Genomic DNA, 15,791 nt, shown 5'->3' on the forward strand with positions numbered 1-15,791 from the left:
GAGGGGTCCGAAGGGCCCTCGGAGGGGTGTCCGAGGGGCGCCACACATGTCGAGGGTGCGTGTCGATGCCCAAGGGCAAGCCGGACGGGAAGTAGGACGGAAAGTCCGACGGGAGGCATCAACTTCTGTTCGATGTCTTGACGTTGACGGCCCCTCAGGTCTAGAACTCGACCTGGTTTCCCCGGATCCGTGGCGCCGGATCCGCAGCGATGCGAGTCATCGCTCTTCCCGGACTCATTGCTCATTCCGAAGTCCGCCCCCGAGGCACCGGCACGGCCGTTTCCCCCCTGGGCCGCCGTCGGTTCGCCCTGTCCCGCCCGGTCCGGCAGGAAGCCTCCCTCCAAGCCTTCCTGCCGGTCACCGGCCGGTTGTCGTTGCCGGTCCGTCACGTACGGAGAAGGCGTCACGGGCCGGCGACGGCGTCATTCCCGCGTCCTTCATACGGTCCGCACGCGCACTTTCGCGTGTCCCGACCTCTTGGACACCACCCCTCAACACCCCCAGTTCCAGAAAGAGGCACCCGCAATCATGCGTACTCGTACCCGCTCCGCCCTCGCCCTCGCCGCGGCCGTCGCCGGGCTCTCGGTCGCCGCGGTCACCCCCGCGTCCGCCGCCGACACCGTGCTCACCGTCAACAGCGCGGCCGGCGACGCCGTCGCCGTGGGCGACGTCCTCAGCGCCTCCCTCGCCACCGGCACCGCCGCCACGCTCCGCTCCAGCGCGACCGGCACCAGTGGTGTCTCGTGTGCGGCGTCGACCTTCACGGCTGCGGTCACCGACAACCCGGCGGCGCCCGGTAGCGCCACCGAGTCGGTCACCGCGCACACCTTCGGCACTTGCACCAGCAACGTCCTGGGTGTGCTCGGTGTCAACAGCGTGACCGTCAACAACCTCCCGTACACCACCGTGGTGGGCTCCGACGGCTCCGTCGTCGTCAGCCCGGCGGCGGGCTCGGTCATCCAGACGACCGTCGTGCTGCGCACCCTGCTGGGCACCATCAACTGTGTCTACCAGGCGCCCAGCCTGACGGGTACGACCGGCGCCGACGACAACAGCATCAACTTCACCGCCCAGGCGTTCACCAAGACGTCCGGCTCGTCGCTGTGCTTCGCCAACGGCTACTTCACCGCCAAGTACGCTCCGGTGACGGACGTGACGCAGGGCGGCGCCACGGTCTTCGTCAACTGACGAACCATCAATGAACGGCTGAGCTGCCGGTGTTCACCGGCGGCGCAGCCGCAGGACGAGGGCGGCGACCACGGCGAGCAGTACCGCCGCGGCGCCGGCCGCGACAAGATGCCGTGACCCGGTGCCGTCGGTGGCCGACGCCACCGGCGCGCCGGCCACGGTGCTCCCGGTCTGTGGGGCGGCGGAGTCGGCGGACTCCGCCGCCCGTCCCGTTCCCACGGCCTGCTCGGGCTGCTCGGACGGATCGGCCGAAGTGCTGGGCTCGGCGGACCTCGACCGTGCCGCGGGGGACGCGGTGGCGGTCGGCGCGGATTCTCCGGAGCTGTCGGAGGCGCCGGTGCTGCCGGTGGCGCTCTTCGCTTCAGGGAACACCACGTCCGAGCACGAGTAGTACGTGTCCGCCGTGCTGGAGTTCTGCCAGATCGTGTACAGAACATGGTGACCGGTCCGGTCGGACGGCAGCGTCATCCCGAAGCGGTAGGCGTCACCCGTCATCGCGGGGTCCTTGACCTCGGCGAACGGGCGGTCCGGCAGGTCGGACCAGTTCAGCGGGCCCGACGGGTCGTACCCGGGCTTCGTCAGGAACATCTTGAACGTGCCGGTGTGCGGGATCGTCGAGCGGTACGTCATCGTCAACCGCGCGCCCGGCGCCAGTGTGGTCGAGGGCCAGTCGGAGCGCGCGAGGTCGAGTCCCCGGTAGGCGGGCAGCCCGCCGCTGCACAGTCGGCCGTCGGGGATCACCGCGCGGTCCCGGCCGTTCACGTCTCCGACCCGCACGTTGTCCCAGAAGGTGAAGGGCTCCCCGCCGTTCGCGGTGACCGCCGCCCGGCAGGCCGCCGTACGGGCCAGGCTGCCGCCGTCGGGGGAGCAGGCGTAGGCGCGACTGACCGGCGAGGTCGGGGCGCCGTGCGCCTGAGCGGGACCCGCCGCGGACAAGGTGAGCAACAGCGGTGCCGCGAAGGCGGTGGTGCCGGCGAGTGCGGCGGCCGAGAGAGTGCGGCGGTGGGCGGTCATCCGGGACGTCTCCTCGACCAGGGGGAACAGGTCTGCTTTCGGGCAGTACGGGAAGCAGGCGTGCCGCGTTCAATCGACGGGCGGCGCCGGCAATCCCCCGCAACTCGCCCAACCCGGTCAACCGCCCGTCATGCAGGGACGGTTTCCGGCTTTCGAGGGTGTGGATCCGGCCTGATCGAGGGTTTCCCCTGTATCCGGATGACCTGCTCTTTGCCTACTGTTCCACCACAGCCGCCCCATAGGTAACCCCGGAACGGGCCGCTCGCGCTTGGCCGGCCGCCGCGCCGCTTTTCGAACCGCACCCCCCGCCGCTTCACCGATGAAGCGATTCGCCCGCCACTCCCCGCTGCCCGCGCTGCCCGGAGTACGGCACCGAAAGGCAAGCCCTTGCGTACTTCATCCACCCGTGCCACGGGGCGGAAGCTGATATCCGTCGCCGCGGTCTCCGCCGCCCTGCTGGCCGCGGCCACCACCTCGGTCGCCGTCGCCCAGGAGCCCGTCGCTCCCGGCGTCACCCTGGACGCCGCCGCGCAGGCGGTCGCCGCCCCGGCCGAACGGCTCATCGTCGGCTACAAGGCCGGAGCGTCCGAGGCCACGTCGAACCAGGCCGCCGACGCCGACGCCACCGCCAAGGGCAAGGAGGCCGGCGAGGACCTGGACTTCCAGCGCCGCCTGGGCACCGGCGCGGCCCTCGTCGACCTGGGCGAGGAGCTCAGCAAGGCGGACGTCGCCGACGTCATCGCCCAGTACAAGGCCGACCCGCAGGTCGCCTACGTCGTGCCGGACCGCCTCAAGAAGCCGATGGCGGACCCGAACGACACCGAGTACGCCAAGCAGTGGGACCTCTTCGAGGCCGCCGCGGGCATGCGCGTCCCGGGCGCCTGGACCACCGCGACCGGCACCGGCGTGACCGTCGCCGTCATCGACACCGGCTATGTCACGCACTCCGACGTCGCCGCGAACATCGTCGCCGGCTACGACTTCATCGCCGACACCGCGGTCTCCGTCGACGGCGACGGCCGCGACAGCAACCCGGCCGACCCGGGCGACTGGTACGCGACCGACGAGTGCGGCGCGGATACCGGGTCCAGCAGCTCCTCCTGGCACGGCACGCACGTCGCGGGGACCATCGCCGCCGTCGCCAACAACAGCAAGGGTGTCGCGGGCATCGCGTACAACGCGAAGATCTCCCCGGTCCGCGCGCTCGGCAAGTGCGGCGGCTACGACTCCGACATCATCGACGCCATCACCTGGGCGTCCGGCGGCACCGTCTCCGGTGTCCCGGCCAACGCCAACGTCGCCAAGGTCATCAACATGAGCCTCGGCGGGGGCGGTGCCTGCTCCGCGGCGACCCAGAGCGCCATCACCGGCGCGTTCAACCGCGGCACCACCGTGGTCGTCGCGGCCGGCAACGAGAACGCGAACGCCTCCACCTCCAACCCGGCGAACTGCAACAACGTCATCACCGTCGCCGCGACCGGACGCACCGGCGCCCGGGCCTCGTACTCCAACTTCGGCTCCGTCGTGGACATCTCGGCCCCCGGTGGCGAGATGTCCACCGGCACCGCCAACGGCATCCTCTCCACGCTGAACTCCGGCACGAAGACCCCGTCCACCGAGTCGTACGCCTACTACCAGGGCACCAGCATGGCCACCCCGCACATCGCGGGCCTGGTCGCGCTGATGAAGTCGGCGAACTCCTCCCTCACCCCGGCCCAGATCGAGACGGCCATCAAGAACAACGCCCGTGCCCTGCCCGGCAGTTGCTCGGGCGGCTGCGGCGCTGGTCTGGCCGACGCGACCAAGACCGTGCAGGCCGTGAGCGGCACCGGCGGGGGCACGACGGGGACCGTCTTCTCCTCCAGCACCGCCGTCTCCGTCCCGGACAACGGCGCGGCCGTCGAGTCCTCGATCGCCGTCACCGGCCGGACCGGCAACGCCCCCTCGGCTCTCCAGGTCGGCGTCGACATCACCCACACCTACCGCGGTGACCTGGTCATCACCCTGGTAGCGCCCGACGGTACGACCTACCCGCTGAAGGCCTCCAGCACCTCGGACTCCGCCGACAACGTGAACACCACGTACACGGTGGACGCCTCCAGCGAGACGGCCAACGGCACCTGGAAGCTGCGTGTCCAGGATGTGGCCGCCTCGGACACGGGCAAGATCAACAGCTGGAAGCTCACCTTCTGATCTTGTGGCCCAGGGGCCCAGTGGGTGAACCACACACCGGTTCAGGTGAACTGACGGTGTGACATGAGCGGGCGGGTCGGTCGGCGTGGATGGACGCCGGCCGGCCCGCCGTCGTATCTACGAGCCCTCGCGCTCGTCACTCGCCACCGGGCCGCCGAACTCCGCCCGATGCTCCACCGCCCACTCCCGGTACCCGCGCGCCGGTCGGCCGAGCAACTCCGCCACGGCCGACTCGACTTGCGCCTTCGACCCGTGCCGCCCCCGCGCGGCACTCTCCGCGAGGGCGTGGGCCACTGGCTCCGGATAACGTGTGAGAAGCCCTCGAAGTATCTGGTCATCCGTCAACTCGACGAACTCCAGCGGCCGTTGCAGCAACTCGCCCAGGATCTGCGTCTGTTCCACCGGGGTGACCCCTGCGGGCCCGGTCAGCGCGTACGCCCGCCCCGTGTGCCCCGCCGGGTCCGTGAGCGCCCGTACCGCCACATCCGCGATGTCCCGCGGGTCGATCGCCGCGGTGGCGACGGTGCCGTTCGCGCTCCGCACCACGCTCTCCGCCCGGATCGAACGGGCCCAGCCCAGCGTGTTGGACATGAAGGCACGCGGTCGCAACAGGGTCCAGGACAGACCCGAGGCACGCAGCAGCCGCTCGTTGCCCCGCTGCCACTCCGTGACCAGGTCCATGGCGTCGGGTTCGGTCACCGACAAGGTGGTCAGCTTCACGATGTGCCCGACTCCCGCCGCGCGGGCGGCCGTCAGGAAGTTCTCGTCGTGGGCGTGCGTCAGCGGATTCGCGGTGACGAGCAGCGCCGACCGTACGCCGGTCAGCGCCCGGCGCAGGCTCACGGGGTCCTCGAAGTCGCCGCCCACCACCTCGGCGTGCGCACCCGCGAGGGCGGCGGCGCGCTCGGGGTCGCGGGCCAGCAGCCGTACCGGCTCGGTGGGGGGAAGACGCCGGGCGACCAGGCGGCCGACGGTGCCGGTCGCCCCGGTCAGCAGGATCAAGACGCCTTCAGGCCGAGGGAGTCCATCGAGCAGAGCACCCGGACACCCCGGTCCGCCCTGCTGTCGAGGCCGAGCAGTAGTCCCGGCACCGCGATGCTCGGCAGGATGTGCGCCCACAGCACGGACAGCCGGTGGCCGAGATCGGCCCGGTCGCTCATCGCCCGGGACATCAACTGGATGCCGGTGAAGCCGCCGACCAGCAGGTCCACCGTCTCCGGCGGATCCACCGTGGGCAGCAACTCGCCCTGCTCGCGCGCGTGTTCCATCAGGGACGTCAGCCGCTCCGACCACTGCCGGAAGGGCTCCCCGTGATCCACGTGGCTCGGCGTCTCCTGGTCCACCGCCAGCCGGACACTGCCCCGCAGCAGGGAGTTGGTCAGCAGCCGCTGGCCGACCACGAACGTCATGTCGATGATCTCCTGCAACTTGCAGGGCTGCGCCGGCACGGTGCCGAAGGGCACCTGCTCGGCGAGCACCGCCTGCGCGAGCGATTCCTTGGAAGGGAAGTGGAAGTACAGGGCGCCCTTGGTGACCTCGGCCCGCTCCAGCACCATCGCGATGGTGGTGGAGGTGTAGCCGTGCTCGTCGAAAACCGCGCCCGCGGCTTCCAGGATCGCTCTGCGCGTCCTGATGGCGCGCTCCTGCTTCGCCATAAGAGCCCCTCCCTGGCGCCCAGTCGGCCGATGTCCGCAGCAGCGCCGAATGTGGTGCCGCGCTGTGCGTGACGGCGCGTCGTCAGGTGCGCCGGAACCCGCCGATCATAGGGCCGGACCGACTGATCTCGTTGAAAACAAACCGGTCGCCTCGTACTCTATCGCTCACCTAAGCGGGCGCCTTTCCGTCTGCCAGCCATACGGGGGACCGAGGGAGAGACATTGCTTCCAGTGCCGCAGTCTGCCGAAATCCCAGTCATGACGGCCGGTGTTCCGCGTCAACTCGTGCACCGCGCGTCGATCGCGGAGACGTTCCCCACCGGCTGGTCCCGTACCGAGACCGACCGGTTCAGCGTCTCCGCGCAGTGGCCGCGGGTCCACTGTTTACACGTGTCGCCGGACCGGACGACATACGATCCGCTGCTCGTCGTGGAGACCGTACGGCAGGCTGGAACTCTGCTCAACCACGCCGCGTACAAGGTGCCGTTGGACCATCGCTTCGTGCTCCAGGAGTTCCGGATCACCACGTTCCCCGAGCGCCTGGGCGTGGGGCCGGTGCCGGCCGAACCGATCGTCGACATCACCTTCTCCGACATCCGTCATCGAGGCAAGCGCCTGGTCTCGGCCCGCTACGAGGCCGACGTACGGCTGGACGGAGCGCTGGTCGCACACGCCGACGTCGCCTTCACCTGCACCAGCGGCGCCGTCTTCGGCAGGCTGCGCGGCGGCCGTACGGCGGCCACCGTGACCGCGCTGCCCGTTCCGCCGGGTCTGCCCGCCGCCGACGTGGGCCGGGGCTCGGCGGCGGACGTGGTCCTGGCGCCGCCCCAACAGGTGGAAGGTCACTGGCAGTTACGAGTTGATACCGGTCATGCTGTTTTCTTTGACCATCCACTTGACCACATACCGGGCATGTTGCTCCTGGAGTCCGCCAGACAGGCCGTGCTGGCACGAACGGGCTCCGGCAGAGGCCTGATACCCGTGTCGTTCGACACGACTTTCCATCAGTTCGCCGAACTGGACCTGCCCACCTGGATCGAGTCCACGGACGAAGGTGACGGGGCGCTGAAGGTGGTGGGAACGCAGGAGGGACGCACGGTTTTCGAGTGTGTGGTGGGTACTGCGGAACGGTCGGCTATCTTGTACGGCGAGTAATAAACAAACGGCATATCCCGTTTTTCTCAGGGGAGTTCGGGAGCACCGGTAGGTGGGGAGGGGTGTCGCCGATGGCGAGGCAGTTACGCGCCGAGCAGACCCGCGCGACGATCATCACGGCCGCGGCCGACCTGTTCGACCGCCACGGATACGAAGCGACCAGCCTGAGCGACATAGTCGAGCACGCCCATGTCACCAAGGGCGCCCTCTACTTCCACTTCGCGGCGAAGGAGGACCTGGCCCACGCCATCCTGGAGATCCAGTCCAGGACCTCCCGGCGGATGGCCAGAGACATCGACGGCCGCGGCTACTCCTCGCTCGAAACGCTGATCCGCGTCACGTTCGGGATCACGAGGATGGCCGTCGAGGGTCCGATCGCCAGGGCGGGGCTGCGCCTGGCCGCCGGTGATGTCACCGTACGGCCGCCGCTGAGACACCCGTTCCGCGAGTGGTCGGAGATGGCCTCCGGGAAACTCCTCGGCGCGGTCAAGGAGTCCGACGTGCACCCGGACGTCGATGTCGACGCGATGGCGCAGTCCCTCGTCAGCTTCTTCGTCGGCAGCCGTATGGTCAGCCGGGCGGTGGAGCCGGTGGGACGCCAGCCCCGCCGGACGGCGGACATGTGGCGGCTCACCATCCGGGCGCTGGTGCCCACACCCAGGCGGGCACGGTACCTGGGTCTGGTCGCGCAGTTGGAGCGGGAGATACGGGCGGTGGCCTGAGACGGGCGGGGCGGGCCGTCTGATCCGGTGGGGTCCCGGGCTGTTCCGCCTTCACCCGATGACGTCCGGGGCCGCGCGTTTCGCGGACGGTACCGTGAGGCGCATGCCTGCCTCCGACTCCGTGTCCCCGCCCGTGATCCTCAGCAACGAGCCGGGCTCGTTCCCCTGGAGCGTGCTGGCCGAACGGCATCCCGCGCTCATCCAGAAGGTGCGGGACGCCTTCCCGTACGGCCCGGAGCAGCACCGCGCGCTCGACGCACTCCTCAAGAACTGCGCCGAGGGCGTCGTCGAACCGCTCCCCGCCGGCGCCGAAGACCGGGAGCAGTGGGAGGACTGGGGCACCCGGGAGTACGCGGGCCGGTCCTGGTTCGATGTGCCGTGGCTGTGGGCGGAAGGGTACTTCTACCGCCAACTCCTCGAAGCGGTCGGGTACTTCGGGGGCGGCGGAAGCGGTGTGGGTGAGGGTGCCTGGCGGGGGATCGACCCCTTCCGCCCTTTCAAGCTCGCCGAACTGGACGCTCCCGAGACCGACGAGGAGCTGGCCGCGCTCGACGACCTGGTGGGCGGGCCGGAGGAGGAGCAGGCGCGCGCCCTGCTCCACGGGTCGCTGTGGGGCAACCGGGCCGACCTCGGCTTCCGGCTCTCCGGCGCGGACGAGGGAGGGGAGGCGGCAGGACTCGTCGCCGACGACAGCGAGGCCCTCTGGTCGCTGCTCCGGCCTGCCCGACCCGGAGGCGGCACGGTGTGTCTGGTCGCGGACAACGCGGGCCGGGAACTCGTACCCGACCTGCTGCTCCTGGACCATCTGCTGACCCGGGGGTACGCCGAACGAGCCGTCCTGCACGTGAAACCGCACCCGTACTTCGTCTCCGACGCGACCACCGCCGACGTGGTCGACGCCCTGCGCCGGCTGATCCGGGCGCCGGGGGCCGCCGCAGCGTACGGCCGCCGCCTCTGGTCCGCGCTGGCCGAGGGCCGTCTCGCCGTACGCGCCCACCCCTTCTCCTGCGCACCGCTCCCGTACACGGCGATGCCCGGCGGCCTTCGCGAGGACTTCGCCTCGGCCACGGTCACCCTGATGAAGGGCGACCTGAACTACCGTCGCCTCGTAGGTGACCGCCTCAGGCCCCCCACCACGCCGTTCGCGGACGTCACCGCCTACTTCCCCGGCCCGGTGGCCGCCCTGCGCACGCTGAAGTCGGACGTGATCGTCGGCCTCGATGCCCGTACCGAGTCGGCGCTCGTCGCCGCGGAGGGGCAGCGCTGGCGGACGAGCGGCACGCGTGCGGTGATTCAGGTGTCGGCGTAGGCGTAGGCGTCGTTGGAGTGCTCGCAGTGCTCGCATGTCGAGTGAACTCACAACGCCCGTCCGGAATCCCGGAATCGGTCCTGATTCACGCGATGGTGTGATCATGTCCTGCCCCGTGGATGGCAGGTCCGGGGCACGGGTAGGGCCCCGCCCATGACACAGCCGTTCGTACTCCCGCACTTCTACATGCCGTATCCCGCGAGGCTGAACCCGCATCTGGACGAGGCGCGCGCCCATTCGACCGTCTGGGCACGGGAGATGGGAATGCTGGAGGGCTCAGGCGTCTGGGAGCAGTCCGACCTCGACGCGCACGACTACGGATTGTTGTGCGCGTACACGCACCCCGACTGCGACGGACCCGCCCTCTCGCTCATCACCGACTGGTACGTGTGGGTGTTCTTCTTCGACGACCACTTCCTGGAGGTCTTCAAGCGCAGCCAGGACCGCGACGGTGGCAAGGCCTATCTGGACCGGCTGCCCCTGTTCATGCCGCTCGACCTCTCGACTCCCGTACCCGCGCCGCAGAATCCGGTGGAGGCGGGCCTCGCCGATCTGTGGGCACGCACGGTTCCGGCGATGTCCGTGGACTGGCGCAGGCGGTTCGCGGTCGCCACCGAGCATCTGCTGAACGAGTCGATGTGGGAACTGTCCAACATCAACGAGGGACGGGTCTCCAACCCCGTCGAGTACATCGAGATGCGCCGCAAGGTCGGCGGCGCGCCCTGGTCGGCGGGGCTCGTGGAGTACGCGACCGCCGAAGTGCCCGCGTCCGTAGCCGAGTCGAGGCCGCTCAGGGTGCTGATGGAGACCTTCTCCGACGGCGTCCACCTGCGCAACGACCTGTTCTCCTACCAGCGGGAGGTCGAGGACGAGGGCGAGCTCAGCAACGGCGTGCTCGTCCTGGAGACCTTCTTCGGGTGCTCGACCCAGGAGGCCGCCGACACCGTCAACGACATCCTCACCTCACGGCTCCACCAGTTCGAGCACACCGCGCTCACCGAAGTGCCCGCGGTGGCCCTGGACAAGGGCCTCACGCCGGACCAGGTCGCCGCGGTGGCCGCGTACACGCGCGGGCTGCAGGACTGGCAGTCCGGCGGCCACGAGTGGCACCTGCGTTCCAGCCGGTACATGAACGAAGGGGCCCTGGAGGAGTCGCGGCCGTTCGGAGTCGGCGGTTTCGGCACGTCCGCCGCCAACATCGGCGCACTCCTGGCCTCGGCCGGTGCCGAACGCCTGCGCGCCTACACGCACGTGCCCTACCAGAAGGTCGGCCCGTCCCTGCTGCCCGATTTCTACATGCCGTTCGGGCTCACTCTGAGCCCGCACCTGGACGGCGCCCGGTCCCGTCTCGTCGACTGGTCGCACGGCATGGGCATCCTCCAGGAGGGCGTCTGGGACGAGGACAAGCTCGCGGCGGCCGACCTGCCGCTGTGCGCGGCCGGCATCCACCCGGACGCGACGGCCGACGCCCTCGACCTCAGCTCCGCCTGGCTGGCCTGGGGCACCTACGGCGACGACTACTACCCCCTCGTCTTCGGCCATCGCCGTGACCTGGTGGCGGCCCGTCTGTGCACCGAGCGCCTCTCCGCCTGCATGCCCATCGAGGGCGACGGGTTCCCCGTGCCGGTCAACGGCATGGAACGCGGCCTGATCGACCTGTGGCGGCGTACCACGGTCGGGATGACCGCCGACCAGCGGCGCACGTTCCGTGCCGCGGTGGACGTGATGACCGAGAGCTGGGTGTGGGAACTGTCCAACCAGATCCAGAACCGTGTCCCCGACCCGATCGACTACCTGGAGATGCGGCGCGCCACCTTCGGCGCCGACCTCACCATGAGCCTGTGCCGGATCGGCCACGGCCGGGCGGTCCCTCCGGAGGTCTACCGCAGCGGCCCCGTCCGGTCGCTGGAGAACGCGGCCGTCGACTACGCGTGCCTGATCAACGACGTGTTCTCCTACCAGAAGGAGATCGAGTACGAGGGCGAGATCCACAACGGCATCCTCGTCGTCCAGAACTTCTTCGGCTGCGACTATCCGACCGCGCTCGGCATCATCCACGATCTGATGACCCAGCGCATGCAGCAGTTCGAGCATGTCGCCGCCCATGAATTCCCCGTCCTGTACGAGGACTTCAAGCTCACGGAGGAGGCACGCGCGACCATGGACGGCTATGTGGCCGAACTGCGGAACTGGCTGGCCGGCATCCTGAACTGGCACCGGGAGGTCCCCCGCTACCAGTCCGACCACCTGGCCGCCAGGTCCCACGGCTTCCTGCCGGACCGCAGCTCGCCACTGCCGATCGGCTGAGGGCTCCCTGGCCGCTGGTTCGCGTTCGGCCGACGATCTCCAGTCGTTGTCCGTCGGCCGAGGTCGCGGGCCCGCTCCGTCGCCTCCCCGGCGAGCTTCCCGTACGCCCGCGGCGGCGTTCCCGGAGAGCTCGCCGAGTGCCGAGTGCCGCGTAGGCGGAGGCCGGCAGGGCGCGGGCCTCCGCCAGGAGGTCCGCGCCCTGCCGGCGCGCGGGTCAGGGCGCAGCACTCCTCGGCGATGGAGCGGCTGGGGTTCCTCCCGTGCCAGAGCCGCAGGGAGGTGTCCCCGGGGTCGGCCGGCGTGACGCGCAGGGTCGCCCCCGTGGCTGTGGCTGGCCTGCGGCAGCAGGCCCAGCTTCCGTTCGAGGCGAGCCTGCGTCGGACGGGCCGACAACCGGGCCCGGACCGTGTTGTGGCTACCCATGTCCGACCCCGCGTCAGTCTCACTCGTTCGTGGCTCGTGGTGCGCCCGTGCGCCGGGTAGAGCACCTGGCGGAGGCGAACCATGGAACAGACTGCGCTGCGTCCCAAGCCGATGCCCGGTCAGGAACCGGCCGGCGGCACCACATCCCGCCCGACCCGGCGCCCGCATGCCGCGCGCCGACGCGGCCGACGGCTGACGACCCTTCTGCTGGGCCTGTTCATCGGGACCGTCCTGGTTCTCGCGGGCGTCGGGCTCGGCACGCTCGGCACCACGGTGATCGGCATGGGCAAGCTCGCGGACCTACGGCGTCAGGCGGGAGACGGCGGGCAGAAGGGGTGGCCGGGGGAGGGGGCAAGTGCGCGGGGCGGCGCGGCCGCAGGGGCCGGTTCCCCTACCCGGTCCGCTTCCGGGGCGGGCCCTTCCAGGTCGCCGTCGGGCAGTGCGAGCTCGGCCCCCTCGCCCTCGGCCGTGACCGCGACGCTCGGGGTCGAGGCCGTGGACGCCGAGAAGGCGGGAGCCCTGCTCGTCGGCGTCCATGTGCCGGGCCCGGGCTACACCGCGGGCCTCGTTCGGGGCGACGTACTCCTCGCGTTCGGCGGGAACAGGATCGACTCGGCCTCCGATCTCGCCCGTGTGGTCGCCCACGCCCGCCCGGGTTCGGAGATCACCCTCACGGTCATGCATCGCAGCGGCGGCTACCAGCAACTGGTGGCGACTCCGGGCGTCGTCACCTGACCGCCTCGCCCTCCCGCTTACACGACCACCCTGAAGTGGCTGGTCAGCCGCCCGGTGTCGTCCAGTACGTGAAAGGCGAGACCGACCGGCGCGTCCCGGTCCGCGGCCTCCTCGCCCTCCCAGGGCAGCCGGAGGGTCCAGGTCACCCCCGGGCCGACGAGCAGCGGGCGGCCGGCGAAGACCGTGACGGCCGGTGTGTGCGCGTGACCGGTGATGAGCCCGGCGATCTGGGGCCGGCGCTCCATCAGGGCGGCCAGTCGGCCGGGTCGGTCCAGCCGGTGGGCGTCCGGCAGGGGATGGTGCAGGGTGACGGGCGGATGGTGGAAGGCGAGCAGTGCCGGGACACCGTCGTCCAGTTCGTCGAGCGTTCCGTCGATCCAGTCGTACGTCTCGTCGTCGAGGGAGCCTTCGTCGCTGCCCGGCACACTGGAGTCGCACATCAGGACGGCGGCGTCGTCGAAGACGTGCGCGCTGTTGACCGGCCCCTCGGCGGCGGGCAGTCCGAGCAGCGCCTTGCGGTAGGGGGCGCGGCTGTCGTGGTTGCCAGGGCAGGTGAGTACCGGGAAGGGCGCGTCACCGGTGCGCAGCCCGAAAATGCCTGCCGCCTCCTCGTACTCGGCCTCTGTGCCGTGGTCCGCGATGTCCCCGGTCACCAGCAGGGCGTCCAGGCGCCCCGGTAGCTCCCACAGCCGGTCGCGCACCTGTTCGGCGCGCGCCGTCGACCGCGCGGTTCCGTCGAGGTGCAGATCGCTGATGTGGGCGAGTACGAGCATGACCTTCCGCCTCCCTTAATGGTTCGGGTAGATCTAAGCATTAGATCTAATGGTTACTCAACTCCCATCCGTTAGTTGAACGGGTCGGGGCAGGTGACACAGGTGCCGGGGGCCGTCAATCGGCTCGCGCCGTCCCGTGCATCCGGGCAGGATGCTGCCCGTAACCCCTGGCTCTTCCACGGAGGTCCGGATGACCGGCAGTACGCCCGCGCCCTTCACCGCCGCCGACTACCGGGCCCGGATGCGGCGCGCCGCACGCGCGGCCGAGGACGCGGGGCTCTCCGGGCTCCTGGTGGCGCCGGGACCCGATCTCGTCTGGCTCACCGGCTACGCGCCCACCGCGGTCACCGAACGCCTCACCCTGCTGGTCCTGGCCGCCGGACAGGACCCGGTCCTCGTGGTCCCCGCCCTGGAGGCCCCGGACGCGGCGCACGCGGCGGGCGCGCCCGCCCTGACTCTGCGCGACTGGACCGACGGCAAGGACCCGTACGCGGCCACCGCGGGCCTCCTCGACGCGGCAGGCCGCTTCGGGGTCAGCGACAACACGTGGGCGCTGCACCTGCTGGCACTCCAGCAGGCGCTGCCCCGCAGCTCGTACGTCTCCCTCACCGACGGGCTGCCGATGCTGCGCGCGGTGAAGGACGCGGCGGAACTGGCACGCCTGGCAGCCGCGGGCGCGGCTGCCGACGCAACGTACGAGGAGATCCGGAAGGTTCCCTTCCGCGGTCGCCGGGAGAGCGACGTCGCGGGTGACCTGGCCGATCTGCTGCGGCGGTTCGGGCACTCCCAGGTCGACTTCACGATCGTCGCCTCCGGCCCCAACGGCGCCAATCCGCACCACGAGGCCGGCGACCGCGTCATCGAGCACGGTGACATGGTCGTCCTCGACTTCGGCGGGCTTCTGCACGGCTACGGTTCCGACACCTCCCGCACGGTCCACGTCGGCGAACCGGACGCCGAACAGCGCAGGGTCCACGACATCGTGCGCGAGGCCCAGGAAGCGGGCTTCCGGGCCGTGCGACCCGGCGCGGCGTGTCAGGACGTCGACCGGGCGGCCCGCGCGGTCATCACCGAGGCCGGGTACGGCGAGTACTTCATCCACCGCACCGGCCACGGCATCGGCGTCACCACACACGAGCCGCCGTACATGATCGAGGGCGAGGAACGGCCCCTCGTACCCGGCATGTGCTTCTCCGTGGAGCCCGGCGTCTACCTGCCCGGACGCTTCGGCGTACGCATCGAGGACATCGTCACGGTCACCGCCGACGGCGGTCGGCGCCTCAACAACACGACTCGCGAGATGGTCACAGTGGACTGACCCCACGCCAGGAGCCCACCCCCGCCCTCACCCCCGGACGACAGCGGCGCGACCATGACCCAGGTACCGACACCCACCGCGGACATCGTCCGCCGACTGGTCCGTTCCCTGCTCGCGGGCGGCGCCGTCGGCACGGGCGGTCCCGACGTCCGGCCCGCCGACGTGGGTGGCGAGCACTCCACCTGGTGGGTCGGCTCCCGGCACGTACTGCGCCTGGCCCCCGACCGGGAGACGTCCGCGCGACTGCGCCGCGAACCGCGTCTGCGCGACCTCGTACGCCCGCACGTCGGCGTCGCCGTCCCCGCCGGAGTGGCGCACGGCGAGTGGGCCGACGGACTGGCCTACACGCTGGACACCAGGCTGCCCGGCGGCTCGGCCGAGGAACACGACGTCTCCGCCGTCGGCGAGGCCGACCTGGCCGCACTGCTCACAGGGCTCCGCGAGGTGCCCGTACGCCAGGCCGAGACGCTCGGGGTGCCGCGGGTCGGGCCACGCTCCCTGGAGGCGCTGCGCCGGGCCGCCGAAGGCGCGGCCGAACGCCTCGCCGCGGCCGACGAGTTCGACCCGGCGCGGCTCCACCAGCTGACCCCGTCCGCCACCGCACAGCTCGCCGCGCAGGCCGGTACGGCGGTCCTCGTCCACCACGACCTCAAGGGCGAGCACCTCGTGGTGAGCCCCGACGGGCGGGTGCGCGGTGTCCTCGACTGGACCCACGCGGTCGTCGGCGACCCGGCCGAGGACATCGCCGGTCTCGCCCTCGCGGTCGGCTCGCCCGCCGCCGTACGGGCCGCCACCCTCGCCGGGTACGCGGCCCGCCCCTGTCTGCGCGGCCTGTGGCTCGCCCGCTGCGACACGGTCGTCCGGCTCGCCGGGAGCCTCGCCGGCCGCGACGCAGGCCCGCCGCCGCTCCTCAGGGTCCAACTGCGGCGCGCGTGGGAGGCGATCCTGCTGGAACGGGTCACCGAGCTGCGGGAGGAGGACGAGGAGGGGTAGGTCCCG

The 15,791-nt window shown here is 71.0% G+C and carries 13 protein-coding genes; 9 read left to right on the forward strand and 4 right to left on the reverse strand.

Annotation, left to right across the window (positions count from 1 at the left end; genetic code table 11):
- Positions 1–528: 528 nt before the first annotated feature.
- Positions 529–1,188: a Tat pathway signal sequence domain protein gene (locus G3I56_RS36305; protein ID WP_164416641.1), complete on the forward strand. Its 660-nt coding sequence runs from the start codon at positions 529–531 to the stop codon at positions 1,186–1,188.
- 33 nt (positions 1,189–1,221) lie between these two features.
- On the opposite strand, the gene G3I56_RS36310 is transcribed toward G3I56_RS36305, so the two are convergent.
- Entirely contained in the window at positions 1,222–2,202 is a 981-nt protein-coding gene (locus G3I56_RS36310) for a lytic polysaccharide monooxygenase (protein ID WP_164416643.1), read from the reverse strand.
- A gap of 387 nt (positions 2,203–2,589) precedes the next feature.
- Between G3I56_RS36310 and G3I56_RS36315 the strand changes: the two genes are divergently transcribed.
- Positions 2,590–4,395 (forward strand): S8 family serine peptidase, encoded by a 1,806-nt coding sequence (locus tag G3I56_RS36315; RefSeq protein WP_164416645.1) that lies wholly within the window; start codon positions 2,590–2,592, stop codon positions 4,393–4,395.
- 117 nt (positions 4,396–4,512) lie between these two features.
- On the opposite strand, the gene G3I56_RS36320 is transcribed toward G3I56_RS36315, so the two are convergent.
- Positions 4,513–5,397: an NAD(P)H-binding protein gene (locus tag G3I56_RS36320; protein ID WP_164416647.1), complete on the reverse strand. Its 885-nt coding sequence runs from the start codon at positions 5,395–5,397 to the stop codon at positions 4,513–4,515.
- Positions 5,394–6,050, reverse strand: a complete 657-nt coding sequence (locus G3I56_RS36325; protein WP_164416649.1) for a ScbR family autoregulator-binding transcription factor — start codon at positions 6,048–6,050, stop codon at positions 5,394–5,396. The genes G3I56_RS36320 and G3I56_RS36325 overlap by 4 nt, the downstream gene beginning before the upstream one ends.
- Before the next feature lie 258 nt (positions 6,051–6,308).
- Here G3I56_RS36325 and G3I56_RS36330 point away from each other — a divergent pair, with 258 nt between their 5' ends.
- The 5 genes from G3I56_RS36330 (at position 6,309) to G3I56_RS36350 (ending at position 12,701) form a co-directional block, all read left to right on the forward strand.
- A complete protein-coding gene (locus G3I56_RS36330; RefSeq protein ID WP_164416651.1) occupies positions 6,309–7,205 on the forward strand; it encodes a ScbA/BarX family gamma-butyrolactone biosynthesis protein in 897 nt (298 codons plus the stop codon).
- Positions 7,206–7,276: 71 nt separating this feature from the next.
- Positions 7,277–7,927 carry a ScbR family autoregulator-binding transcription factor gene (locus G3I56_RS36335; protein WP_164416653.1) on the forward strand — a complete coding sequence of 217 codons (651 nt, stop codon included), beginning with the start codon at positions 7,277–7,279 and terminating at the stop codon, positions 7,925–7,927.
- Positions 7,928–8,030: 103 nt separating this feature from the next.
- A complete protein-coding gene (locus tag G3I56_RS36340) occupies positions 8,031–9,236 on the forward strand; it encodes a damage-control phosphatase ARMT1 family protein (protein ID WP_164416655.1) in 1,206 nt (401 codons plus the stop codon).
- Positions 9,237–9,389: 153 nt separating this feature from the next.
- A complete protein-coding gene (cyc2, locus tag G3I56_RS36345; RefSeq protein WP_164416657.1) occupies positions 9,390–11,543 on the forward strand; it encodes a germacradienol/geosmin synthase Cyc2 in 2,154 nt (717 codons plus the stop codon).
- A gap of 504 nt (positions 11,544–12,047) precedes the next feature.
- Positions 12,048–12,701, forward strand: coding sequence for a PDZ domain-containing protein (locus G3I56_RS36350; RefSeq protein ID WP_164416659.1), 654 nt, complete (start codon positions 12,048–12,050; stop codon positions 12,699–12,701).
- A gap of 17 nt (positions 12,702–12,718) precedes the next feature.
- Here G3I56_RS36350 and G3I56_RS36355 read toward each other — a convergent pair whose 3' ends face one another.
- Positions 12,719–13,474: a metallophosphoesterase gene (locus G3I56_RS36355; protein ID WP_164416661.1), complete on the reverse strand. Its 756-nt coding sequence runs from the start codon at positions 13,472–13,474 to the stop codon at positions 12,719–12,721.
- A 190-nt stretch (positions 13,475–13,664) separates the two neighbouring features.
- Between G3I56_RS36355 and G3I56_RS36360 the strand changes: the two genes are divergently transcribed.
- Positions 13,665–14,792, forward strand: a complete 1,128-nt coding sequence (locus G3I56_RS36360; RefSeq protein WP_164416662.1) for an aminopeptidase P family protein — start codon at positions 13,665–13,667, stop codon at positions 14,790–14,792.
- 54 nt (positions 14,793–14,846) lie between these two features.
- Positions 14,847–15,785, forward strand: coding sequence for an aminoglycoside phosphotransferase family protein (locus G3I56_RS36365; RefSeq protein ID WP_164416664.1), 939 nt, complete (start codon positions 14,847–14,849; stop codon positions 15,783–15,785).
- Positions 15,786–15,791: the final 6 nt, after the last annotated feature.

This window comes from Streptomyces sp. SID12488, assembly GCF_010548275.1.
Classification (GTDB): Bacteria; Actinomycetota; Actinomycetes; order Streptomycetales; family Streptomycetaceae; genus Streptomyces.